The organism is Methylomonas sp. Kb3 (assembly GCF_002834115.1).
Taxonomy (GTDB): domain Bacteria; phylum Pseudomonadota; class Gammaproteobacteria; order Methylococcales; family Methylomonadaceae; genus Methylomonas; species Methylomonas defluvii.
The window spans coordinates 17,927-41,902 of the sequence record NZ_PIZT01000010.1; the positions used below are offsets into that span (position 1 = coordinate 17,927).

Consider the following 23,976-nt stretch of genomic DNA (forward strand, 5'->3'; position numbering starts at 1 on the left):
GTCAGACTTTGTCGGCTAACAAGCGTTGCGCATTGAATGCACGGACAAATGCGGCAAATTCATTGGCGGGCATGGGCTTGTTGTACAAAAAGCCTTGCACTACCTCGCAACCGCTATCCAGCAGGAAGTTGGCTTGATCTTCATTCTCCACGCCCTCCGCGACCACTTCCAGGGACAGCGCGTCGGCCAAAGCCAATATTGCCGCGGTAATCGCCATGTCGTCTTCATTGTGCGGAAGATCGCGGACAAAGCAATGATCGACTTTCAATTCCGAGATAGGCAGTTTTTTCAAATAAGACAAGGATGAATAACCGGTGCCGAAATCGTCAATACTGATTTTGACGCCCAGGGCTTGTAATTCCCGCAAGGTCACTAAAGCGTCGTCGATATGGTCGAGCAAGATGGTTTCGGTCAGTTCCAGCTTGAGGTAGCGAGGTTCCAAGCCGATGCTGGTCAATACGTCGCGGACGTGATTACCAAAGCCGTATTGTCGGAATTGAGTCGCCGATACGTTCACTGCCATGATCAGCCCTTGGCTCAGTCCTGACTGTTGCCATTCCAAGGTTTGCCGGCTGGCATTTTCCAGCACCCAATCGCTGATTTGGGCAATCAGGCCGGAATCTTCGGCAATGGGAATAAATTGCGACGGGCCGATCAAACCCAGTTCCGGGTGCTGCCAGCGAATCAAGGCTTCGCAGCCGACGACTTGCTGGCGGCGGATATTAATTTTGGCTTGATAGTAAAGCTGCAATTCATGGCGTTCTATGGCGCGGCGCAGGCTGTTTTCCATCGCCAGTTTATGAAACGCGGCAACATTCAGCGATTTACTGAAAAACTGATAATTATTATGGCCGTGTTCGCTGGCATGGTTCATCGCAAACTCGCCGTTTTTGATGAAGCTGTCTTCATCCTGACCGTCGCCCGGATAGACGGCGATACCGATATTGATACCCAGAAACAGTTCGGTGTTCTCCACCGTAAAAGCGTGCTGCATCACCTGAAAAATCCGCTTAGCCACTTTGACGCTATCGCGCGTGTCCTCGATACGATTCAGCAACACGGTAAATTCGTTACCGCCCAGCCGGGAGACCGTCATGTCCGCCAAATCGTAATCGGCGTTGATGGAAATGTAGTCGCAATCCCGCACTTCGGCGAGCAAGCGCTCGGCGAACAATTTCAACACCTGGTCGCCGATTTTGGGGCCCAGGGTTTCGTTGATGCGTTTGAAACGATCAATACTGATAAATAAAGTGGAAATGACCGTACCGTAGCGTGTGCAATAGGCCATTGCTTGCGCCAGAACTTCCTTGAACAGCGTCCGGTTGGGCAGGCCGGTTAGCGGGTCGTAGTAAGATAAAAGCCTTACCCGTTCTTCTATGTGCCGGCGTTCGGTAATATCTTGCAGCGTACCGTGAATATGGCTTACCTGCCCATCGGCGATCACGGGTTTGCCTTGAATATGAATCACTTGGTTGGCGCCATCGCGACGAGTAATCGATAATTCCAGGCGAAAACTGCGTCGGTTTTTGACGCAAAGATCAATGGCTTGTTGCAGTTTGCCGACTTCCGATGGCTGCATGGATTTGTATAAGTCGCGGCATTTATGTTCGAACGATGAGCGATTCGTGCCGAGGATATTAAAGACTTCTTCCGACCATTGCATGTTGTCGTCGGCAATAGACCAGTACCAACTGCCCAGTTGCGCTATTTTTTGCGCTTGGCGCAGTGCCGCTTCGCTTCGGGCCAGTTCTTCTAACGTGGCGACCGAGCGCAGCAAGTAACGTAAGCGGTGCGGTAAGGTCGGCCAATTGAGCGGTTTGGAGATAAAGTCGGTCGCGCCCAATTGAAAGGCGCGATTGACCGATTCCAGGTCGTCCATGCCGGTCAGCATCACGACGGGCAGCAGGCTGTTGCCGGGCATGTTTTTGATGGCTTGTAGGCAGTCGAAGCCGTTAAGGTCCGGCAACATGACATCCAGCAATACCAGGTTGGGCCGTTCGCTGGCTGCTAATGCCAAGCCTTGCTTGCCGCTAGCCGCGCAAATGACATCAAACGCTTCTCTTTGCAGAATTTCTTGCAACATCAGACGCACCATATCGTCGTCGTCAATCGCTAAAATCAGGCTGCGGGCAGGTAATCGTTGCATTATGAGGGTTTGAGTTGCGAAAGCCGCTGGAGAATTTCTTTATATTCTGTTTGCAGGCTTTCGGCAACCCGGCTATCGAATTGCAAAGTGTTGTGCCGCGCTGCATGTTCAAGCGCACGGGCCAGTTCCGACAGGTTTAGTGCGCCGATGTTGGCCGCGGCCGATTTTAGACTATGCGCGGCATGCCGCACTGTTTCCGTATTGCGCTCCAACAGGCCGGAGCGGAGTGTGGCGATATGTTGCTCGGCATTTGTCCTAAACAAGGCCAAGACGTCGTCGACCAGCGCGCTGCCACCAATTTCCCGCAAGGTATTCAGTGCGGCCGGGTCTAGAGTAGCGGCAGTGGCTTTGATCTCGGGAGCGGCTGTATTGAGGGCGGTTGTGGGCAGCGGGGCTGCCAACGCCTGGGTTTTGTCTTGCAAGGTTTTTTGTAAAAACGGTTTACTAAGATAATCATCCATGCCGGCCTGCAAACAGCGTTCGCGATCACCTTCCATAGCGTTGGCGGTGAGGGCGATAATGGGGATTCGAGGCAAATTGCGGCTGCTTTCCCGATTGCGGATGTATTGGGTTGCCGTGTAACCGTCCATGACCGGCATCATGCAATCCATCAGTATGAGATCGACCGGCTCACGGTCGATAATATCCAGCACTTCCCGGCCGTTATTCGCCAGCGACAGGGTGTAGCCCAACTGGCGCAACATGGCGCTGCAAACTTTCTGGTTGACCGGATTGTCTTCGGCCAGCAGGATTCGAATGGCGCCGGCAGCAGAAGCCGGCGCACTGAACGATTGCGGTTTTTGCGACATCAGCCCGAGCAGCGCATCGTGCAGGGTGCGTCTGTGCAGGGGCTTGTGAAGGTACAGATCGCAGGCGCTGCCGCGAATTTTGGCTAATACGTCCTCGTCGTTGCTGGACGTAATGATGACGATGCGGATATTGGCAAATCGCCGGTCTATACGAATCCGTTGGGTTAATTCGACGCCGTTCATGCCCAGCATTTTCATGTCCAGCACGGCAATATCGAAGAACAGGCCCAAGTGTGCCGACTGATCGAGAATTTCCAAGGCGTGAGCGCCATTTTTGGCGACGCGGGTAAACATGCCAAAAACAGTCAAATGATTTTCCAGGATTTTTGCATTGGTGGCATTATCTTCAACCAATAAGACCTGCTTGCCTTGCAGATCGTTGCCCGGCAAGCTTGCAGGCAGGGCTTGGCTAGCTTGGCGGAGCGGGATATGCAGGGTAAATACCGAGCCGCTGTTCGCACGGCTTTGCACTTGGATATTGCCGCCCATCAATTCGCTTAGTTCCTTGCTGATGGCCAATCCCAGACCGGTGCCGCCGTATTTGCGGGTGGTGGAGCCGTCGGCTTGACTAAAAGATTTGAATAGCCTCGCTTGAGTGTCCGGGCCGATGCCGATGCCGGTGTCGCTAATACAAAACTCCAGGCACATGCCATCAGCGGATGGGCAGCGATCCGATTCGGCCACATTCACTTGCATTTTCACCGAGCCGGCTTCGGTAAATTTGATGGCGTTGGATAACAAGTTGGTGAGTATTTGCCGTAAGCGATAAGGATCGCCTCTGACGTCGCGCGGCACCCGCTTATCGACGGTGCACACCAGTTCAATGTTTTTGCTGCTGGCGCGTTCGAAGAACAAGGCAGCGAGTTGGTCGGTAAGATTGATCAAATTAAAATCGATTTCTTCCAATTCCAGCTTGCCCGCTTCGATTTTGGAAAAGTCCAGAATGTCGTTGATTACGGTCAACAGTGAATCGGCGGAACTGAACACGGTTTCGGCGTATTGGCGTTGCGTGGTGTCCAGGTCGGTGCCCAACAGCAATTCGGTCATGCCCAGCACGCCGTTCATGGGGGTGCGGATTTCGTGGCTCATGGTTGCCAGGAATTGCGACTTGGCGATATTGGCGGCTTGGGCATCGACGACGGCCTGACGCAGGTCGGCGGTGCGCAGATCGACTTGTTTTTCCAGGTTGCCACGCTGATTTTCCAGTTCGGCATCGCGTTGTTGTACCCGCTCGATCATCTGGTTGAAGCTTCTTACCAGTTGGCCGATTTCATCTTCGCCTTCACCTTGGGCGCGCACCATGTAGTTGTTGTCCCTGGATACCTGTTTGGCCAGGGACGACAGCCTGATTAGCGGCGCGGCAATCGATTCCGCGAGGCGCCGGCCGAAAAAAACCGCCAGAATAAACGACACCACCATCACCAAAAAAATTTGGCCCAGACTGATAATCACCATACGCCACATGGGCTTTAAGTCGAGCTGCAAGCGTAAGGTGCCGATCACGTCGCCGTTATCGTCGGGTAAGGGGTTTAATATGACTTGGCTCAATATCCGCAAACCCTGGTTGCGTTGTTGTTGTTCCGCATCGCTCAAGGTGGCGGGGAAACTGTCCGGTGCAGCCTTGGCCGGGTAATGGGCGAAAATTTCGCCGTCATTTTTGTAGAGTTGCGCGGAGATGACTTCGGATTTGCCGCGTAAGGTGGCCAGAATCTCGGTGCCGGTTTTGGTGTCGCCAAACAGCAGTGCAGCGTTGGCATTAAAGCCGATCATTTTGCCGAGCGAACGCACCTCCATTGACAGTTCGCGCCGCTCCTGCCAGATATGCGTCATGCTGGTAATTAACAAGGTAAACAGCAGAGCCAATGCCAAAGTGATGGCTTGCAAGCGTTGCAGCTTGTAGGTCATCGGCAGATTGGCCAGTTTGTCGCGAATCATGGGTGGCGTCGAGATGTCATCTGCATGCGGGTTTATTTACCGGCCAAAATGTTTTTAGCCAGTTTCAGCAGCTGGGCGCTGATGCGCGTGTTGCCGGCGTTGGCGGTTTCCAAGTTAATTTCGAAGCTGAGCCGGTTGCCGTCCTGGATCAAACCTATGGTGCCGCCCTGGTTGATAAACCCGGCTTTGTCGCTGACGCTGACTACCGGCGAGCCTTTTAATTCGCGGGCGTAATCGCCCGGATTATCGGCGGTATCGATAAAGATCAGATGGCAGGATTTTATATCTTTGGCTGATATATTGCGGACGATATCCAAGGGCTTGCCGTTCACCGTTTTGCCTTCCAACATCAATAAATGGTCGCCGAAATCGGTATGACTGCTCAGGCACAAGGTATAACGATTCGGTGCGGTTGCAGGCTCGGGCCATTCGATAAACTTAAAGAAATTGTATAAAAATGCCACTTTTACCGCTGCTTCGCTGGCCGCTTCGGCGTGGCATAGATGGCCGCTAAACAGCAAAGGCAGCAACAGCATTTTGCTGACTAGCGTGATGGCTGTGAATCTTGGTTTTTCCGGGGCGCACAGGTACGACGCATCGCAACTGCGATTTCGGCACAATCTTGCATAGCGATGGCGCAAGATTCGACTCATGTTCGACACCGGTTCTTCGCTGTATGCATAGTGTCCGGCCGCTTAGAAGTCCCAGCGCAAGGTGCCGTATACCTCGCGTTGCACGGCAGTGGCGGTGGAAAACATATCCGAGCCGTATTCGAAATGACTGCTGTTCAGCAAATTCCGGCCCACCAACGCCAGTTCCACGCCCGCGCCCAAGTCCCATCCCAAACGCGCATCCAGGTCTTGATAGGCTCTGGATTGCGCGCCGTTAAGGCCGGTTGCATCCGAATAACGCCAGTTCAGATCCAGCTTGAGTTGCGGGGAGAATTGGTACATAGACCAGAGCATGGCTTTATGGGCCGGGTAGCTGTCTCCGGAGATCAGCGTGGTGTTGGCAGGTGCCAGCGGAGACAGGCGGAAGCGTTCTTCTTCGTGGCTATAAGTGGCGCGCAGTTTCCAATTTTCAGTCGCTTGCCAATCGACACTGATTTCCCCGCCGTAGACTTGTACATGGCCGTAGTTGTTGTAATCCAGCGTCTGCAACATATAGCCGGCGAAGCGTTGGGTATTGGGGGTCAAGCTGGCGTAATCGTCGTAGCTGTAATGATACAAGGCTACATCAGTACTGAGTTGGCGACTCAGTTGGCCGCGCCAGCCCAGTTCGAAGCCGAGCATTTTTTCGGCGGTCAAGTCGGGGTTGCCGGTTAGGTTGCGCAGCACAGGCACAGTATTGCCACGTATCGTGTATGGCTGGGGTTGCAAGCCGTAGGAAATATTTTGCTCGACCCAATTGGGCGTGCGCACCGAGCGGGATACCGAGCCCCAAAACGAATGTTGGTCGTCGGGCGTCCACAGCAAGCGTGCGTTGGGTTGCACTTCGAATTGCGTGACCGGGTTGTGCTCCAGCTTGCTGCCCAAGGTCAAATGCCAACGATCAGGCACCAAGGTAATATCGTCCTGCCCAAACAGGCTGTAGATACGGTCGGTGCGATTGTTGGCGCTCATGGAGATTTGCGCGCTGTCCTCAAAATTATTCAGATTGAAACGCACGCCGCTGCCCCACACCAACATGTGGCTATCGTTCAGCTTGTAGTTATGCTGAAAATCGACATCGATATTGTCGATTTGATATTCCGAATTCAAGTAAGGCGATTTCCGGCTGTGCCTGTCCCAATACATGCGTAACACGGTATTCGAGTCCGAGCTTTGATGTTGTTCCCAGCGTGCTTGGATGTAATGGCCGGAGAACAATTGGTCCGTCGGTAATTCCCGAGAAAAGGGCGGCGCCAGCACCGGCGTCTGTTGGGATGTTAATGATGGGAAGTATTGCAGTGCGCCATTGCTCTCGCCGAGGAATGCATCGCCTTGCAAACTGAGTTTGTTGGTAAAGTCGATGGCTTTGTCGTAACGAAAACCGATTTTGCTCATCTCGCCTTCATCGCCGGCCTTAGCGCTGCTGCCCAGGGTTTTTGAGTCGCCGTAGTTAGTGTGGCGGCCGTAGACTTTTAGATAGGCGTCGCCGCCCAAATCGGCGCCATAGCGCAGACCGCCGCCGTAGCGTTGGCTGCCGACATGACTGGATAGCAAACCGCCTTGCGTGTCTTTGGCTGATTTAGTGATGATGTTGATGACGCCGTTGACCGCATTGGCGCCCCACAAGCTGGCGCCGGGGCCGCGGATGACCTCGATGCGTTCGATGTCTTCCATCATCACATCTTGTTGATCCCACCACACCCCGGAAAACAGCGGGTTATACACGCTGCGGCCGTCCACTAACACCAACAATTTATTGACAAACTGACTGCTGAAGCCGCGCATCGATACGGCCCATTTGTTGCCGTCCACTTTAGCCACGTGCATGCCCGGCACCACCCGCAAGGCTTCCGGGATGGTTGTAGCCCCGGTTCGGCGGATTTCTTCGTTGCTCAATACAAACAGGGCGGCGGGAACGTGTTTAATGTCTGTGGGTACCTTCATTACCGAGGTCACATCGAGATTCATCAATTGCTCGACGCTGAGGCCGGTCAAATCCGGTAAATTATCGCGTTCAGGCTCTTGATTGGCGGCGTGCGAGGTGGATTGTCCCAAACACAAAAGCGCTCCCAGGCCGATAGCCCAAGATTTTCGTCGATGAAACGCCTTTTTCATATGATCGGCCCTTTTTTAAAACGTCAACTGTAGTTTCAAACGAAATTCCCTGCCGTTCATCTGTAACAGGTCGAAGCGGTCGCTGTTGATCAGCATTTCATAGTGGCTGTCGAACAGGTTATAAACCCCAAAGGATACATCCAGGCCACGCATCAATCGATCCGTGCTCACATTCAGATTGACCAGATTGTAGGCATCGGCTTTGCCGCTCTGAAATGTCTTGCGGTCGCCGATGTAAATATTTTCGATGCCGAGCCGGACAAAATCGTCGAACAAAGGCTCAGCATAGTGTAATTTGAAAATATTTTGCGGCGAACCGTAAGCCCACACTCCTTGTCTGGCTTCGTTGGTAAACAAGCTGTAGGTGTAAGATGCCTTGAACATTCTGCCGCTGTCCCAGCGTTTTTCCGCTTCCCATTCCGCACCGTAGGCGTGGTATTTTCCAACATTGTCCAGCAGCGCCGTATCGGGGTTGGCTTTTAATAACTCGGTGATGTCGTTGTAAAACAAGGAAACCAGCAGTTTCAGCCCGGCATGGGAATGCCATTCGGCAATCGCTTCGTAGCTTCTGATTTGCTCTTCTCTAAGCTCGGGGCTGACGCCGTAATAGTAGTTGTTGTAATCCAGGTTCCAGGCATGCGGAGCGCGAAATGTCGAGCTGTACAGCAGCTTGAAGGTGGTACTCTCCAAAGGGTTCCATATCAAGCCCAGACGCGGATTGAGTTGCAGGCGTTTGAGCATGTGGGTCTGATCCAGGCGCAGGCCGGCGCTGAAAACCAGATTGTCCAGTAACTGGATGTCGTCTTGAGCGTAGAGTTCGACGCGGTGGCCGCTGAGGTCGCTATCCTGATAAATCTGATAAGGGTCGGTAACATAGCCGAATTGGCGCTGGGTTTGGTCGTATTGATATTCCAAGCCGAAAAGTAGTCTATGTCCGTCGAATACGCTAGTCGTGAGTTGTGCTTCGCCGCCCCACCAGCGGCCGCTGGTTTGGTCGTGATAAACGTAATTACCGAAGTCATTAAACGGGTCCTCGGCCATGTAATCGTAGCCCTGATAAAAACCCTTAGCCATGAACGAGGTCTTCGCGTTCAAGGCTTTTTCATATTTCAGATTGGTGAAAAATTGTCTGTCGTAAGTATGCGAGGTGGGATCGTTGAAAACGGCACCGAAAGCCGCGGTCGGCACCCGCTTGTAACGATCAACAAAACCGCCGCTAAGGGTGAATTCTTCGAATTGCATGCGCCCGAACAAGCGGTCCGCGCGTTCGGTATCCAAGTTATGCGCGATACCGTTGTTGGTACTTGGGTCGTCGAAAGCCGGGAAATATAAATCTTCCACGCCCTGGGTATCGAAATGCGATGCCGACACCAGCACATCGGCGCCATTATCGAATTGCTTGCCGACACTGACGCGGCCTTTGTAGGTGTCAAAACTACCTACTTCACCGGCTATTTGCGCCCCGTTCAAGGCTTTGCCTTTTTTGGTGACCACGTTGATCAAGCCCAAAAACGCATTGGCGCCGTAAATGGTGGAGCCGGAACCGGGAATAAATTCGATACGTTCCACCAAGTCCATGTCCAGCATGAATTCCTGGCCGATATTGCCGGAGTCGAAGATGTTTTCGTTCATGCGCTGGCCGTCGATCATGAACAGCACTCGGGAATTGTAGTCGCCGGACTGAATAAAGCCGCGCACGCCGACAAAGCTATAGTTGCGATCATTGCTGGTGAACAAACCGCGCATGCTGTTCAGCGCGTCCGCCAGCGTGCGCCAGCCGAAAGTGCGTATGTCGTTTGCCGTTAAAATCGAAACCGAGCTGGGGGCTTGACTGGCTTTTTGACCCAGCCTGGAAGCGCTGATGATTTCCACATTCAGCAATTGCTCAATGGACAGTTCAGTTAAATCTTCCGATGCCTTGCCGGCCGCTTGCGCGGTAGCCAAAGGCATCAACAGCATACCTAGGACGATCAGCGCGCGCATTGAAAGTCTTGTCTAGTGGGGAGCGGGGACATGGATAATGATAAGACTCGGCTTAGTGCGCACAAACTGTCGATTAACGCGATATATAAAAACGATTATTTTACAATAGATTATTGTCGTTCAAGCTAGTTAGATTTTAATTCTGGTGTTTTTAGGCAGGGATTGGTTGGAGATGCTGGAAAAGGCCGACGTATCGTTTTGAGATAGTCTGATTGGTTTTGTTTGGGTGAACGCCATCGTTCTCCCGGGGTCGCATGGCAACGACAACCCTATTAGCTGAGGTCAGATCACCCTTTCGGCGCGTGTAATTTCGATGTTGGTAGCCGTGTCGCTGTTGACGAGGATGCCGGTGAGGTCGTTACTAATGCTTTTCGGAAAACAGGTGTTTCCTCCTACTTACGTTAAGGCCTTGCAAGGCAAGGCCTGGAATTTCTTGGCATGACAGCAATATTGCTATCAAGCCGGACAACCTTCCATTTTGTATATGAAGTAACCTTGGCGATTGATCGTGTCAATCACATTAGCCGGTGCTTGTTGAGTATGGCAAAACCGACATTCTTTGCTGGAGACTACCGCATCGCTTTCACCAATTGAAGATAGCCACTGTTTGGCATACTGAATGGCTTGCTCACTGTCCTTGCTGGCGGTAAATACATCAAAGTGCATGACGTGGTTGTCGTGTGCTTTTACATAGGTATCGTAAACGTGGATTTCCATCAAAAACTCCCGGATGAATAAAGTAAAAATTGCTCGATGCCATTAACAAAATGGCCAGATAAAAAACGTCCAATGCGGTTTTTCGGTTCGGCGTTGGTCAGGCATTCCCTGAATGTTTGGTGTTCGGAATTCTTTGACAACGTCATGAGAAAGATGCCGAGATGACGGATTTACATCCGTCATCGGCAGAGATCCGCAAAAAACGTTCCCCTTGGGGTGAAAACGCTTCAACGGATTCGGTAAAATTCTATAACAATATCGAATCGATATAAAAAAGGTTTTTCAATATCCCGATTTCAGGCATGCATTCATACCATCGCGAATGCAGTAACTGTCCATGCTCGCTGATGATATGCCTCAATATCGCCAATAATTGCGGAACTGGATGTACCTATACATGCGGCGCGTATGGTCGTCGAATGACTAGCGGCTTTACTGGAACTGGAACTGAAACCGCAGCGCGACTTGAAACCGACTAATTGACGTAAAACAGCTGTTCGATAGCTAACGATGTTGGGTTTTTAAGACAGTTCTGGATCCCTATCCGTCCAAATTAAATCGAACCGGCTCGTCATAAATCTCCGATATTTTACGTGGCGGAGCGTCATAGTGCGCCGCACTTCGATACCGGCCGTTTAGTAATCGGGTACGCCGATTAGCAGCTAACGCGAGGAAATTGGCTTTGACGACCTGGAACGACAGTTTAGGATGCGGCATTTGCGGGTATCGTCGCTGGGGACGTGTTCAATTTTGTTAAATTGCATAAGCCCATATCGTCGGCCAAGCGATTGTAGCCGCTGAGCAACGCCTTGATCGATGCGCTGACGATGTTGGCGTCCATGCCGACGCCATAGGTCGTGGTCCCGGTCGCTGCCGCCAGTTCGACAAAGGCGCAGGCCTGGGCATCGCCGCCGCTGCCGACCGAGCGTTCTTCGTAACTGCGTACCGATACTGCGCCGCCGAGGCCATGCAAAGCCTGGACGGCGGCGGCTATCGGGCCGTTACCGACGCCGGTTAATGTGTGCGGTTCGCCGTCCGATTCGATTTGCAGTTGTATGCCTTGACCTTGCGCGTGCTCGAATAAATGATGGTCCCGGTAACGCAAAGGCTTTGCCGAATCCAGATAGGTCCGGGCAAACAATTGCCACAACGCTTCCGAACCGATTTCGCCGCCGTGGCGGTCGGCGTGTTGTTGAACCACCCGCGAGAACTCGATCTGCAAACGGCGCGGCAGCACCACGCCGTAATGGCTTTCCAGCAAGTGGGCGATGCCACCCTTGCCGGATTGGCTGTTGATGCGGATCACCGCGTCGTAACCGCGGCCGACGTCGGCTGGATCAAACGGCAGGTACGGCACGTTCCAGACGCTATCGGGTTGCCGGGCGGCAAAGCCTTTCTTGATGGCGTCCTGGTGTGAGCCGGAAAACGCGGTGAACACCAACTCGCCGGCATAGGGTTGGCGCGGCGGCACGCTCAAGCCGGTGCACGCCTCGAAATCGCCCACCACCTTCTGGATGTCTGAAAAATCCAAGCCCGGCGCCACACCCTGGGTGTACAGATTCAAGGCCAGCGTCACCAAGTCCACGTTGCCGGTGCGTTCGCCGTTGCCGAACAAGCAACCCTCGACGCGCTCGGCGCCGGCCATCAACGCCAGTTCGGCGGCGGCTACCGCGGTGCCGCGGTCGTTGTGCGGATGCACGCTGAGGATGACGCTGTCGCGGCGGGCGATATGGCGGTGCATCCATTCGATCTGGTCGGCGTAGACGTTCGGCGTCGCCGTTTCCACCGACGACGGTAAATTCAGAATGATCTTGTTCTCAGGCGTTGCGTCCCAGGCGGCGATGACCGCATCGCAAAACTCGACGGCGAAATCCGGCTCGGTGGCGGTGAAGGTTTCCAGGCTGTATTGCAAGCGCCAATGGGTGTGCGGCTGGTCGGCGGTCAATTGTTTGACCAAGCGCACCGCATCGACGGCCATCGCCAACACCTCGGCCCGGCTCATGCCCAACACCAGTTCGCGAAACGGTTGGGAGGTGGCGTTGACGATATGGACGATGGCCGAGCGCGCGCCGTGCAAGGCTTCTACGGTTTTGCGCAACAACGGTTCGCGGGCGTGGCTGAGCACTTCGATGGTTACGTCGTCGGGGATCAACGCCTGGTCTATCAAGCGGCGCACGAAGTCGAAATCGGTTTGCGAGGCCGACGGAAACGCCACTTCGATTTCCTTGAAACCGATGCCGCACAAGGTGCGAAACAGGCGCAGCTTGCGTTCGGCGTTCATCGGCTCGAACAAGGCTTGGTTGCCGTCGCGCAAGTCGGTGCTCATCCAGATCGGCGCTTGGCTGATCGTGCGATTGGGCCATTGGCGGTCGGCAAGCGCTATCGGCGGAAACGGGCGGTATTTGTGGGAAGGGTCGGTCAACATGGCTTTTAACTCCTCAAAACGGTAGCCGATAGGATAGGCTAAACTCTCCGCCACTCGATTGCGTTTATGCGATTTAAAAGGCTGAATGTTGATAGAATATTGCTGTAAATATCGATAATGTTTTATTTTATTGTTTTGTTAAATGAATAGCGGGCATTTTATGGAACTGGATCGATACGACCGGCAAATCTTGAACATCCTGCAAACCGACGGCCGCATCAGCAACCAGGAATTGGCCGACCGCATCGGCCTGTCGCCGTCGCCGTGTTTGCGGCGGGTGAGGGCGTTGGAGGAGGGCGGGCTGATCGTCGGCTACCGGGCGCTGCTGGATGCCAAAGCCTTGGGACTGACGCTGATGGCCTTGATCCATATTTCGATGGACCAACACACGCCGGAACGCTTCAGCACTTTCGAAGCGGCGGTCGCCGGCATTCCGGAAGTCCTGGAATGCCTGCTGATCACCGGCCAAACCGCCGATTATCAGCTCAAGGTTGTGGTCAAGGACTTGGATGCCTACCAGGAACTGCTGCTGAAGCGCATCACCGGCATTGCCGGCGTCAGCGGGGTGCATACCAGCTTTGTGTTGCGGCGGGTGGTGGATAAGACGGCGTTTTCGGTTGGGGAGGGGCTTTGACTATTCAGAACGGGTAGGCCGCTTCGTATAAACTGCGCCTAAACACGGCGACTGACAGCGGACCAGCCGTCTACACTTCGATAACTTTCAAGCAATTTTCCTACCGTTAGGCTTTCGCATGGTACCAACCTCAATCAGCGGCAACAAAAAGTATTCGCCCCGGCCGTTACGCCCGTGGGTGGTAGGGGCGCAAGTAGCAGCCGAAATTATGAATCCGGCCGTATTTAACATGGTTACACCGTTAGGACTGAGCCTGTCGAAGCCTGATTTGGCGCGTCCTTCGACAACTCCAGGGCGAATGGTAATAGCCAGGCGTTTTAAGAATGAAAGCTAAGGTCTGGGCCGCGTTGTTGGCCGTTTATCTGGTGTGGGGATCAACTTATTTGATGATCCGCTTTGTCGTCGAGACGCTGCCGCCATTTTTGTCGGCCGGATTGCGTTTCCTGGTGTCCGGCGCTATTTTGCTGGCCTGGCGGCGTCTGGCCGGCGATGCCGCACCGACTTTTCGGCAGTGGCGTTCGGCCGCTGTTGTCGGTATTTTGTTATTGCTCGGCGGCAACGGCTTGGTTTGTTGGGCAGAACAAACCGTCCCATCCGGCGTCGCCGCGCTGATCATCGGCGCGGTGCCGATGTTTCTGGTAATGGCCGACGCACTCAGACCTAACGGCACCAGACCGACGCTGCGCGTACTGGTCGGATTGGTCATCGGCTTCATGGGGATTTATTTGTTGGTCGGTCCGACGGCGTTTTCAGACGGTATCCCGGTAAATCTGTCCGGTGTGGCGGCGCTATTGCTCGCCAGTTTGCTTTGGGCCTTAGGTTCAATCTACAGCAAAACTGCGGATTTGCCGAAGACGGCACTGATGACAACCGGCGCGGAAATGCTGACCGGCGGCTTTGCCTTGTTGCTGGTCAGTGCGCTAAGCGAACAATGGGATGTTTTCAACCTGGCTCAGGTATCGGTTAACTCCTGGTTGGCCTTGGCGTATCTGATCGTGTTTGGCTCGATGATCGGTTTCGCCTCCTACGCCTGGTTGCTGCAAAACGCGCCGATCCCGTTGGTAGCCACCTACGCCTACGTCAATCCGCTGGTGGCGGTGTTTTTAGGCAGCTGGTTCGCGAACGAACCGCTCACGCCGCGCGTTCTGAGTGCGGCGGCGATCATCATCGGGGCTATCGTATTCATGAACAGCGCGCGCGGCTCACGGGCCAAGCCGGCAGCGGCGCGAGGAGCGAGCAAATGACGGATCTCACTTTTTAAGTCCTGGAGCGGAAGCAAACGCCGAAATGCATCCAGGCTGTTTTCCGATAAATCAATAGTATTCCGGGCACGCTTGGGTTTTGCTTTATGACGGTTTGGATTTGGCTAAGCTTGCAAGTAATCCAAGCAGGTCGATGATTTTTAGAAATGGCCCCGCCTCTTTGTATGGCATGCGAAAATCAACGTCATTATTAAGCCGTGCCAAGCGATCTATTATTGCTTGCCATTACTTTTCCCTGACATTCCACACCTAGCTTTGCCATGAAAATACTGGCTTTATCCGGCAGCTTACGGGCTGTGTCCATCAATTCCGCCGTGCTGAGGGTCGTAAAACAGTTGGCACCGGCTTCGATTGAAGTCGGTCTGTTTTCCGGGCTTGGCGACTTGCCCTTATACAATCCGGATTTGGAAAACGCGCCGCCGGCCGTTGCCCTGCAATTACGCAACGAAGTGGCCTCGGCGGATGCCTTGCTGATCGCCAGCCCGGAATATGCCCACGGCGTCACCGGCACCATCAAAAATGCGCTGGATTGGTTGGTGGCATTCGAGGGCTTTGTGGACAAACCGGTGGTGGTATTGAATGCATCGCCACGCGCCCATCACGCCGATGCCGCGCTCCGGGAAACCTTGGTCACCATGTCGGCCACGCTGATCGAAGTCGCCTCGATCGCCTTGCCGCTGCCGAGCGCCAACATTGGCGGAGCGGAGCTGTTGGCGATGCCGGAAATCGTTTCACTACTGACCGGCGTATTAACCAAAATCCAACGCAGGGTAAAGCTGTTACCGGATATGAAGTCCTTCCTGGGCTGCAGTGTTTATATCGACAGCCAACATCCGGCTATCGTCGCTCAAGCCGCCAAGTTGGCGGAGGGCTGCGCCGATGAGGAAGCCATCGCCAAACGCTGTTTCGAGTTCGTGCGCGACGAAATCAAACATAGTTGGGACTACCGGCTGAACCCAGTGACCTGCAAAGCCTCAGAGGTGTTGATCCACGGCACCGGCTACTGTTACGCCAAAAGCCATTTGCTGGCGGCACTGCTGCGCGCCAACGGCATCCCGGCCGCGCTGTGTTACCAACGCTTGACGCTAGACGGCGACCAGCCGCCTTATTGCCTGCACGGTTTGAACGCGGTTTACCTGCCGCAACACGGTTGGTACCGGATCGATGCGCGCGGCAATAAGCCCGGTGTGAACGCGGACTTTTGCCCGCCGCTGGAGAAATTGGCGTTTCCGATTGTGAATTCCTTTGAACAAGACTTGCCCGACATCCATGCGGAACCTCTAACGGCCGTCATTAAAGCCTTAACCGAACACCAAACCGTCGAGCAGGTTTATCAAAACTTGCCGGACGTTGCCGCTACCGAGCAATGACGACAAACTCGCCGTTGATCATCCGTACCGCCTTAGCGACCGATGCCGAATGCGTCAGCCAACTGATTGGCAGTGTTGCCAACCGTTGTACGATTTCCCCAACGGGCGACGGTGCCGAGTTATTTTATTCGAGCATCAGCCCGCAAGCGATTGGCAGCTACATCGCCGACGCTAATTTCCTTTATCTCGTCGGTTTGCTAAACGGTAAGCTGGCCGGTGTGGTTGCAGTTCGCGATGCCCGGCATCTGTTTCATTTGTTTGTGGCGCCTGACTGCCAATACCAAGGTATCGGCACGGCATTGGCGTTGCGCGCCATCAACTTATCGTTGGCCGCATGCCCGTCGGAGACCTTCACGGTGAATGCCTCGCTGCCCTCTGTGCCGTTTTATGTTCGGTTGGGCTTTCAGCCGCTGGGGCCTAAGATAGAGGACAAAGGCGTGGCATTTGTGCCCATGCAATTGCCAAGCTCAGCGCTAAACGCCGCATCGTGGCGATGATAGCCATTTCTCTACCGGATGGCCCGTCCTGCCGCGGACTGCTGTAATATTTCACGATTTGCCGGCGGTTTTGTCCTTGGCTTTCTCCGCCGGTTTTGCTTGGGCTTCCACGACACTTACCGTTTCGCCTTCCACTAACAGATCGGAGGGGCTGGCGACCAAAGTATCGCTGGCGGAGATGCCTTCCAAGATTTCCAGTTCGCGGCCAAAGTCTCGGCCCAGTTTTACCGGGCGAAACGCCACACGACGTTCCGCATCGACCACTACCACATGCGGGCCAGCTTGATCGATCACCAACACATTAGCCGGCACCACCAAGGGACTGGATATGGCGGCGGCGTTGATCGAGATCTCCACGTAGGAGCCGGGCAGTAACTTGCCGTCTTTGTTGGGCAGGATAATGTCCACCTGCCGGGAACGATTGACCGGGTCTAGCGCGCCGGCGACATGATCAACATGGGCGTTCACCGGTTTACTTTGCGAATCGAGGACTTTTACCGAGACTTCCTGGCCGGCCTTGATGTCGTCCGCATAGACTTGCGGCACCCAAACCGTCAACCGCAACGGTTCGGTTTGGGTTAACGCGAATAACTCCTGGCTGCCGGCGACGATCAAGCTGCCGACATCAACCGCTCGCCGAGTAATCACGCCGGAAAACGGCGCGACGATGCGCCGATAGCCTTCGATATTTTCCAAGCGTTTGACATTGGCTTGCGCGGCTGAGAAGTCGGCTTCGGCTTGTAGGAAAGCGCTGCGTTTTTCGTCAAATTCCTGTTGGGTGCCGCTGTCGGTGCCGTTCAACTGCGTCCAGCGTTGCAGGGTGGTGCGGGTCAGCTCCAGCCGGGCTTTGACCTGGGACAGCGCGGCGCGCGCTTGCGCCAGTTCTTGCTCTAGCTCGGGTACGTCGATGACCGCCAGCAGATCGCCTTTTTTAACCTGATCGCCTATGGTTTTGTGCCAGGCGCTTAAGTAGCCGTTGCTGCGCGCATAGAGTTGGGTTTCCGTGTTGCCGCGTAAACTGGCGGGTAATACCAGTTTGCGGGTCGCCTCGCCAGGCCTTGAATGCGCGGCGATGACGCTGCGCTGTTGGCTGGCCGCCGTTTGCGCCTGCAAAGTTTCCGCTTGTTGCAGGTTCTGTGTCAGGCGCCAGGCACCGGCCAGCAGGAGCAATAACAATAGCCCCAAACCCAGCCGTTTTACTACCAGCAGGGTGCGGTGCGAATGGTCGGTGGACGGTCGCGCAAAGGGTGATGAAGGGATGCTATTCATAGGATTTTAGGGAGTTACAAAGCTTGTGCGATGCGAAAGGCGGTGCGCCAGCCAGCGGTGGGTGCCGGCAAACACCAACGGTACGAACAGTAAAGTAGACACGGTGGCAAAGGCCAGGCCGCCTATCACCGCGCGGCCCAGCGGTGCGTTTTGTTCGGCGCCTTCGCCCCAGCCGACGGCCATCGGCAACATGCCGACGATCATCGCAAAGGCAGTCATCAACACCGGTCTCAGCCGGGTAGCCGCTGCTTCCAGCGCGGCCGTTACCGGCGGTACACCTTCTGCCAGACGGGTGCGAGCAAACGACACCAATAAAATGCTATTGGCGGTGACCACGCCCATGGCCATGATGCTGCCGGTCAAAGCCGGGATGCTCAGGGTGGTGCCGGTCAAAAACAAGGTCCAGGCGATGCCGGCCAGCGCGGCGGGCAGGGCGCTAACGATAATCAGCGGGTCCAGCCAGGATTGAAAATTGACTACCAGCAACAGATACAGCATTACGATAGCTACGGCCAAGCCGGCGCCCAAGCCGGTAAACGAACTTTTCAGGGTTTCGATCTGGCCGCGCACGCTCAAATCGACGCCGCGCGGCAAATGGCTGCGGCTGTCGGCAACCAGCGTTTCGATTTCCCGACTCACCGAACCCAAATCGCGCCCTTCCACGCTGGCGTAAATATCGAACACGTTATTGGCGTTGTAATGCGTCACCGCGACGGGTAACACGGTGCGTTTCAATTTGACTAGATTGCCCAGCAATTGCGGTTGGCCGTTACCGCCGCCCACCGGCGTGCGCATCAAGGCATCCAGATTATCCAAATCCAACGGATTACCCATCACGCCGATATTCACCGAGTTACCGTTAGCCGGATTCAGCCAGAACGACGGCGCGGTCTGCATGCTGCCGCTCAGGGTCAGCAACAGGTTTTGCGCCAGATCGCGGGCGGATAAACCCAGTTGCTGCAATTGCTGGCGATTCATTTCCAAATCCAATGCCGGCCGGTTCATGCGCTGGTAAATATGTGCATCGACGATGCCGGGGATTTGCCGCAAGCGATTTTGCAAGGCGATCACCTGCGGCATCACCTCGTCCGGCTTGCCGCCGATGAACTGGATGTCGATAGGCGCCGGTACACCGAACTTCAGGGTCTGGCTAACCTGGTCGGCAGGCTGGAAGAAAAACTCCAGACCGGGGAATTGTTTGGGTAATTCCGCGCGCAGGCGCTTGATATAGTCGGCACCGGGCGCATGATCGCCGGGACGCAGTGAAATCATGATCTCGGTGTCGGCGGTTTCCACGGTGCCGGAATTGCCGAACAAGGTGTTACGGGTGCTGTAGGGGCCGCCGATGATGTCCAACAAATCGGCGATCTCTTCGGCGGGAATAATGCCGCGAATGACTTTTTCCACCGCATCGATGTGTTGCGGCATTTCCTCGATGCGGGTGCCGGACGGCGCCCGGACGTGCAGACGAATCTGCCCGGCGTCCACCGCCGGAAACAAATCTTCTCCCAATAGCGGCACCAAACCCAGCGATGCCAGGCAAAAGCCTAAAATCGCCGAGCTGTAACGCAAACGGTGTTTCAGCAAATGGCTGGCCAGGATCAGATAGTGGCCGCGAAACTGTTCGAAGCCGCGCTCGAAGGCGTGATGCAGGCGTTGAAAACCTCTTGCCAGTGCGTTGGTCGGCGGCGCATCGGTATGGCCGTGATGGCCGGACATGACATACATCACCAGCGTCGGCACCAAGGTCCGCGATAACACATAAGAGGCCAACATCGCGAACACCACCGCTTCCGCCATCGGCACAAACAGGCTACGGGCCACGCCGGACAGGAAAAACATCGGTACGAACACGATGCAGATGCAAAGCGTGGAGACCAGCGCCGGCATCGCGATTTCCGCGGCTCCGTCCAGGATGGCTTGATGGGGGTTCTTGCCCAGCAGCATTTGCCGCTCGATGTTTTCGATTTCCACGGTGGCGTCGTCCACCAAAATCCCCACCGCCAAGGCCAGGCCACCCATCGTCATTAGATTGATGGTTTCGCCGACAAGATACAAGGCAATTAGCGAGCACATGATAGACAACGGTATCGATACCGCGATGATGCAGGTGGTGCGCCAGTTGCCCAGAAACAGCAAGATCATTGCGGCGGTTAAGCCGGCGGCGATCAATGCTTCGTGCAGCACGTTGCCGATGGCGGCTTTCACGAACAGCGATTGGTCGAACATTAGCCGCATGTTGATGCCATCCGGCATCAGGTCGAGCATTTTCGGAATGGTTTGGCGGACGTGTTCAACCACTTCCAGCGTCGAGGTACGGCCCACCTTGAAGATTGAGGTCAGGATGCCGCGTTCGCCGTTTTGCCGGGCAATGGTCGTGACCGGTGCCGCGCCGTCGCGCACCGTTGCCACGTCGCGAACGAGCGTGGTCACTCCGTTCACGGTGCGGACCGGCAGGTCGGCTAGCCGCGGTATCGCCGCCACTGCGCCATTCAGGCTGACGTCGTATTCGTTACTGCCAATTTTTACCGTGCCGGTGGGCAGGATCAGGTTTTGCGCGGCAAGGGTATCGTTTAAGTCGGCGGGCGACAGGCCGCGCGCCAACAGGGCCGGGGCGTCGACATCCAGCGTAATCTGCCGGCTTTTCGCGCCGAACGGATTCGTCATCGCCACGCCGGGTTTGGATTGCAATGCGGTTCTGGCGATATTATTCACCAGATCGTTGACATCGGTTTCCGGGACAACGCTACTGGAAATGCCCAACTGCACCAGCGGCAGATCGGCGGCCGAATACTGAATGACTTGCGGCGGTGCCACATTGGTCGGCAGCGAGCGGTAAACCGAGTTGCTGCTGGACATCACCTGGGCGATGGCAGTACGGATGTCGGTGCCTGGATGGAAAAATACTTTAACGACGGCCGCACCGCCGTAAGACAAAGATTCACTGTGTTCAATGCCGTCGATCAAGGCCATGGAGCGCTCGACCGTGGTGGTTAAGCGGTCGGCAATTTCCTTGGCGGTCATGCCGTTGTATTGCCACAGCATCGCTACCACCGGAATATCGATGGTTGGGAAAATATCGGTGGGCATTTTCCGCAGCACGTAGGGGGTAGACAATAGAATCAACAGCGCCGCCACGATAAAGGTATAGGGGCGGCGTAAAGCAATATTAACGATCCACATGGATTTCTCGGGAGATCCGATTGGTTAGCGAGGTCTGGCCGGTTTTAAAACTAGCGTTTATCCGGCAAAGGCAATTTAGTGCTTGTCTTAAGCAAGTGCTATACCAAGCAATCTCCACCGGTTTTTCCAAGCATAGTGTCCTGCAGGCGCTTGAACTTAGGTGAGAATCAGCAGCATAATTTTTGCCGGTAAATGTTCCAAGCTGTTGGTATGCAAACAGGCGGGGATCAAAAGCTGCTGCTCTGGCAGCAGAATGCTGGTCTAAGCGTCTTTAGCCTGAGAGCTGTCGCCTGGCATATCAAGCCTTGGTGCGCTCAGCTTTACCTATCAACTCGTCGGATAATTGTTCCTGATAGATTTGGGTCATCGCCTTGGCCTCCTCGGCTTCTTCGCTTTCCTTCACGGCTGTACGAAATCCCTTGATCGCATCGCCCAGATCGGCGCCGACATTTTTCAGGCGCTTGGTGCCGAATACCAAGACCACAATCGCTAAAACTACTAATAGGTGGGGAATGCTCAAGCCCATGTTTTGCTCCAAAGTTAAAAGTTGCGGATGTTAGATTAAGTCGCTTAATGAGTTTGACTTAGTCTTTTCAAGGCGGTCTTCAGCAAGATAAGGGCCAATCTGCCGAGTGAGCACTGGAATACGCCTAAGTGCCGCTGTGTTCCAGGCATATCAACAACACTGGTTTTAGTTACCGATCATGGAAGCAGGCGGGTCAACGGCAAGCAACCAAAAAAATGCTGATTTACCAGCATGAAGTCAGCAAATGCTGCTGGTATACGAACAGGCTGCAACATAGTGGGCATGTTTAAGCAGTGATTTTGGCTGACCGGGCGTGTTGAAAAAGCCCAAGTTCATTGGATTAGCGCGAAAAAACGCAATGCCCGGCCAGTAAAATGCAGGCCTATGAAAATATGTTGAAATATCAACACTAAATCAGCAGATTATGTTGCTGTGGCAACATTTGGGTTTCGCAAAAACCTGTAATCCTTTATGATGTGCTGAAAACACGAAGTGGCATGAACCATGCTTAGAACCTGGTATCTCGCTGTTATTTTCCGAGCATTTTGTCTCCATAACATCCACTTCTGCTGACCGGATCGCCGGAAGCCAGTGTGTCCCCAAAGGACTGCTGGCTTTTTTTTGGCCTGTGCTCGGCGCTGGTGCCGGTGTGTAGGTTGACTTTCGGCACGGGTAGGGCTGATTTTTGTTTGGCGTTGGCGTATCGGCAGTTGATTTGCGCTGCCGCTGACGAATTACTATTTTTGACATCTCAGGAAAAGAGTTTTCATGGAACAATTTTTGAGTGGCGGCATCGTTGCTCGCAGTAAAGGGGAAACCGTATGACATTATTGGCATTTGACGAATTGCAATTGCGACAGCTGTCGCACACGGTGCGGGCCACGGCGATGGTGTTCGAGGATCCGGTTTCGCGAAAACTGTTGGAGCACATCGAGCGAATCGCGCCTAGCGATGCGACAGTGCTGATCATCGGTGAGACCGGCACCGGCAAGGAATTGGTGGCCAGACATGTGCATGCACTGAGCAAGCGCGCCAAAGGACCGTTCGGGGCTCTAAATTGCGCAACACTCAGTGAAAACCTGATCGAAAGCGAATTGTTCGGCCACGAAAAAGGTGCTTTCACCGGCGCTTTAAATACCAAAGAAGGTTGGTTCGAAACCGCCAATAAAGGCAGTTTGTTTTTGGATGAAGTCGGCGATTTACCGCTGGGCTTGCAAGCGAAATTATTGCGGGTATTGCAGGAAAGGGAAGTGGTCAAGGTGGGCTCGCGCACGCCGTCGCCGGTGGATGTCCGAGTCATCGCCGCTACCAACGTCAATTTGGAAGAAGCGGTGGCGGCGTCGCATTTTCGTGCCGATCTGTATTACCGTTTTAATGTGGCGGCGATTCACCTGGCACCTTTGCGGGAGCGTCCGGGCGACATTTTGCCTTTGGCCAGGCACTTTCTGAAAGTCTACGGCGACCGCCTGGGCTACGGCGAAATCAAATTATCGCCATCCACCGAGTTGGCCTTGTTAAATTACGATTGGCCCGGCAATATTCGTGAGTTGGAAAATGCCGTGCATAGAGCATTGTTGGTCTGCCCCGGCAATCGCTTGCGTCCGGAGGACTTTAAGTTATCCGGTGTGCGAGCTTCGCAGACCGGACCGACAGTTTCCACTTCGTCGCTGGAGAGTTCGCTACTACGTTTGTGCGAACAAGCGCCGCCTAAGTTATTCGATATTATCGAAGAAACCGTGATTCGTACGGCGTTCGAGTTTTGCGAAGAAAACCAGGTGCAAACCGCGCGCTTGCTGGATATAAGCCGCAATGTCCTACGGCACAAACTAGGCTTGTATGGCATGTTGGCCAATGGTCAGAGAAAATTGGCCGTCGCCTACGAAGAAAGCGAAGAGTAATCTCTGGCAGCTCGCTGACGGCGAGCTGTCTGCTATTTTGCAGGGGCCGGGGTAGACGTAGCCGGGCCGATGCCGACAATCTGCAGAATCGTGTCTTCGTCTTTGGCACCGTCATAATGGATTTCGTTGCCGTAGTGGGTGACGAAGCTGCCCGCCGGCACTGCTTGTAAATGCGCCGGATCATAATCCGTGCCGGTGCCTACCCACCATGTTCCTGAAATCACCGTTATGAAACGGTCGTTCGGGTGCGAATGCGGCTTGCTATTGTGATGGGCCTTCCACTTGTTCAGCACCACATACAGGCCTGGCTTGCTGGGATCGCCTACCAATACCGCGCTCTCCGAGCCGCTGGGGTTTGCCACCCAATTAATCTGCTCGGGCAGTTTGATGTTGATGGCTTTGGGGTCGAGTTCCAAAGCTGCCGCCGAGCTATACGCGCAGCATAGCGCGACCGTCAAGATCGGTAGCGATAACGTTGGTCGAATAGGTTTACCTAACATTTTAGTCTCCAAATTATAGGTTGTTAGCGCCATGGGTTTCGGGGTATCCGGTTGTGG

General features: G+C 54.5%; 16 protein-coding genes. 5 read left to right on the forward strand and 11 right to left on the reverse strand.

The features are described 5' to 3' along the window. Nucleotide 1: 1 nt before the first annotated feature. From CWO84_RS07455 to leuA, 7 genes are all read right to left on the reverse strand, one after another. Nucleotides 2–2,146 carry an EAL domain-containing protein gene (locus CWO84_RS07455; RefSeq protein ID WP_033156416.1) on the reverse strand — a complete coding sequence of 715 codons (2,145 nt, stop codon included), beginning with the start codon at nucleotides 2,144–2,146 and terminating at the stop codon, nucleotides 2–4. Beyond that, nucleotides 2,146–4,890: a response regulator gene (locus CWO84_RS07460; protein WP_101052209.1), complete on the reverse strand. Its 2,745-nt coding sequence runs from the start codon at nucleotides 4,888–4,890 to the stop codon at nucleotides 2,146–2,148. The genes CWO84_RS07455 and CWO84_RS07460 overlap by 1 nt, the downstream gene beginning before the upstream one ends. Nucleotides 4,891–4,922: 32 nt before the next feature. Continuing rightward, nucleotides 4,923–5,543, reverse strand: a complete 621-nt coding sequence (locus CWO84_RS07465; RefSeq protein ID WP_240617994.1) for a YfiR family protein — start codon at nucleotides 5,541–5,543, stop codon at nucleotides 4,923–4,925. 42 nt (nucleotides 5,544–5,585) lie between these two features. Then, entirely contained in the window at nucleotides 5,586–7,655 is a 2,070-nt protein-coding gene (locus CWO84_RS07470) for a TonB-dependent receptor (RefSeq protein ID WP_101052211.1), read from the reverse strand. Nucleotides 7,656–7,670: 15 nt separating this feature from the next. Next, nucleotides 7,671–9,638, reverse strand: coding sequence for a TonB-dependent receptor (locus CWO84_RS07475; protein ID WP_101052212.1), 1,968 nt, complete (start codon nucleotides 9,636–9,638; stop codon nucleotides 7,671–7,673). A gap of 456 nt (nucleotides 9,639–10,094) precedes the next feature. Further along, complete coding sequence (locus CWO84_RS07480; RefSeq protein ID WP_033156411.1) at nucleotides 10,095–10,355, reverse strand: DUF2024 family protein; 261 nt, start codon at nucleotides 10,353–10,355, stop codon at nucleotides 10,095–10,097. Between the two features lie 703 nt (nucleotides 10,356–11,058). After that, nucleotides 11,059–12,780, reverse strand: a complete 1,722-nt coding sequence (leuA, locus tag CWO84_RS07485; RefSeq protein WP_165786285.1) for a 2-isopropylmalate synthase — start codon at nucleotides 12,778–12,780, stop codon at nucleotides 11,059–11,061. A 160-nt stretch (nucleotides 12,781–12,940) separates the two neighbouring features. On the opposite strand from leuA, the gene CWO84_RS07490 reads away from it, so the two are divergent. The 4 genes from CWO84_RS07490 (at nucleotide 12,941) to CWO84_RS07510 (ending at nucleotide 16,543) form a co-directional block, all read left to right on the forward strand. Then, nucleotides 12,941–13,414, forward strand: a complete 474-nt coding sequence (locus tag CWO84_RS07490; RefSeq protein WP_101052213.1) for an Lrp/AsnC family transcriptional regulator — start codon at nucleotides 12,941–12,943, stop codon at nucleotides 13,412–13,414. A gap of 323 nt (nucleotides 13,415–13,737) precedes the next feature. After that, on the forward strand, nucleotides 13,738–14,658 hold the full coding sequence (locus CWO84_RS07500; protein ID WP_101052215.1) for an EamA family transporter: 921 nt from the start codon (nucleotides 13,738–13,740) through the stop codon (nucleotides 14,656–14,658). A 278-nt stretch (nucleotides 14,659–14,936) separates the two neighbouring features. Next, nucleotides 14,937–16,046 carry an NAD(P)H-dependent oxidoreductase gene (locus CWO84_RS07505; RefSeq protein WP_084153262.1) on the forward strand — a complete coding sequence of 370 codons (1,110 nt, stop codon included), beginning with the start codon at nucleotides 14,937–14,939 and terminating at the stop codon, nucleotides 16,044–16,046. Beyond that, nucleotides 16,043–16,543 carry a GNAT family N-acetyltransferase gene (locus tag CWO84_RS07510; protein ID WP_101052216.1) on the forward strand — a complete coding sequence of 167 codons (501 nt, stop codon included), beginning with the start codon at nucleotides 16,043–16,045 and terminating at the stop codon, nucleotides 16,541–16,543. Before CWO84_RS07505 ends, CWO84_RS07510 begins: the two co-directional genes overlap by 4 nt. Nucleotides 16,544–16,594: 51 nt before the next feature. Here CWO84_RS07510 and CWO84_RS07515 read toward each other — a convergent pair whose 3' ends face one another. The 3 genes from CWO84_RS07515 to tatA all read right to left on the reverse strand — a co-directional run bounded on the left by CWO84_RS07515 (nucleotide 16,595) and on the right by tatA (nucleotide 21,521). Next, nucleotides 16,595–17,812 carry an efflux RND transporter periplasmic adaptor subunit gene (locus tag CWO84_RS07515; RefSeq protein WP_101052217.1) on the reverse strand — a complete coding sequence of 406 codons (1,218 nt, stop codon included), beginning with the start codon at nucleotides 17,810–17,812 and terminating at the stop codon, nucleotides 16,595–16,597. Between the two features lie 6 nt (nucleotides 17,813–17,818). Beyond that, nucleotides 17,819–20,995 (reverse strand): efflux RND transporter permease subunit, encoded by a 3,177-nt coding sequence (locus CWO84_RS07520; protein WP_101052218.1) that lies wholly within the window; start codon nucleotides 20,993–20,995, stop codon nucleotides 17,819–17,821. Between the two features lie 298 nt (nucleotides 20,996–21,293). Beyond that, complete coding sequence (gene tatA / locus CWO84_RS07525; RefSeq protein ID WP_101052219.1) at nucleotides 21,294–21,521, reverse strand: twin-arginine translocase TatA/TatE family subunit; 228 nt, start codon at nucleotides 21,519–21,521, stop codon at nucleotides 21,294–21,296. A gap of 821 nt (nucleotides 21,522–22,342) precedes the next feature. On the opposite strand from tatA, the gene CWO84_RS07530 reads away from it, so the two are divergent. Beyond that, nucleotides 22,343–23,419, forward strand: a complete 1,077-nt coding sequence (locus CWO84_RS07530; RefSeq protein WP_101052220.1) for a sigma-54 dependent transcriptional regulator — start codon at nucleotides 22,343–22,345, stop codon at nucleotides 23,417–23,419. A 32-nt stretch (nucleotides 23,420–23,451) separates the two neighbouring features. On the opposite strand, the gene CWO84_RS07535 is transcribed toward CWO84_RS07530, so the two are convergent. Beyond that, on the reverse strand, nucleotides 23,452–23,919 hold the full coding sequence (locus CWO84_RS07535) for a cupin domain-containing protein (RefSeq protein ID WP_101052221.1): 468 nt from the start codon (nucleotides 23,917–23,919) through the stop codon (nucleotides 23,452–23,454). Between the last annotated feature and the right edge of the window lie 57 nt (nucleotides 23,920–23,976).

What these genes read in the sequence shown, in the direction of transcription:
- CWO84_RS07510 (WP_101052216.1), top strand. Translation starts at nt 16,043, where the DNA reads ATGACGACAAACTCGCCGTTGATCATCCGTACCGCCTTAGCGACCGAT.
- CWO84_RS07475 (WP_101052212.1), bottom strand. Translation starts at nt 9,638, where the DNA reads ATGCGCGCGCTGATCGTCCTAGGTATGCTGTTGATGCCTTTGGCTACC.
- CWO84_RS07460 (WP_101052209.1), bottom strand. Translation starts at nt 4,890, where the DNA reads ATGATTCGCGACAAACTGGCCAATCTGCCGATGACCTACAAGCTGCAA.
- CWO84_RS07535 (WP_101052221.1), bottom strand. Translation starts at nt 23,919, where the DNA reads ATGTTAGGTAAACCTATTCGACCAACGTTATCGCTACCGATCTTGACG.
- CWO84_RS07530 (WP_101052220.1), top strand. Translation starts at nt 22,343, where the DNA reads ATGACATTATTGGCATTTGACGAATTGCAATTGCGACAGCTGTCGCAC.
- leuA (WP_165786285.1), bottom strand. Translation starts at nt 12,780, where the DNA reads ATGTTGACCGACCCTTCCCACAAATACCGCCCGTTTCCGCCGATAGCG.
- CWO84_RS07455 (WP_033156416.1), bottom strand. Translation starts at nt 2,146, where the DNA reads ATGCAACGATTACCTGCCCGCAGCCTGATTTTAGCGATTGACGACGAC.
- CWO84_RS07480 (WP_033156411.1), bottom strand. Translation starts at nt 10,355, where the DNA reads ATGGAAATCCACGTTTACGATACCTATGTAAAAGCACACGACAACCAC.
- CWO84_RS07500 (WP_101052215.1), top strand. Translation starts at nt 13,738, where the DNA reads ATGAAAGCTAAGGTCTGGGCCGCGTTGTTGGCCGTTTATCTGGTGTGG.
- CWO84_RS07505 (WP_084153262.1), top strand. Translation starts at nt 14,937, where the DNA reads ATGAAAATACTGGCTTTATCCGGCAGCTTACGGGCTGTGTCCATCAAT.
- CWO84_RS07515 (WP_101052217.1), bottom strand. Translation starts at nt 17,812, where the DNA reads ATGAATAGCATCCCTTCATCACCCTTTGCGCGACCGTCCACCGACCAT.
- CWO84_RS07470 (WP_101052211.1), bottom strand. Translation starts at nt 7,655, where the DNA reads ATGAAAAAGGCGTTTCATCGACGAAAATCTTGGGCTATCGGCCTGGGA.
- tatA (WP_101052219.1), bottom strand. Translation starts at nt 21,521, where the DNA reads ATGGGCTTGAGCATTCCCCACCTATTAGTAGTTTTAGCGATTGTGGTC.
- CWO84_RS07465 (WP_240617994.1), bottom strand. Translation starts at nt 5,543, where the DNA reads ATGAGTCGAATCTTGCGCCATCGCTATGCAAGATTGTGCCGAAATCGC.
- CWO84_RS07520 (WP_101052218.1), bottom strand. Translation starts at nt 20,995, where the DNA reads ATGTGGATCGTTAATATTGCTTTACGCCGCCCCTATACCTTTATCGTG.
- CWO84_RS07490 (WP_101052213.1), top strand. Translation starts at nt 12,941, where the DNA reads ATGGAACTGGATCGATACGACCGGCAAATCTTGAACATCCTGCAAACC.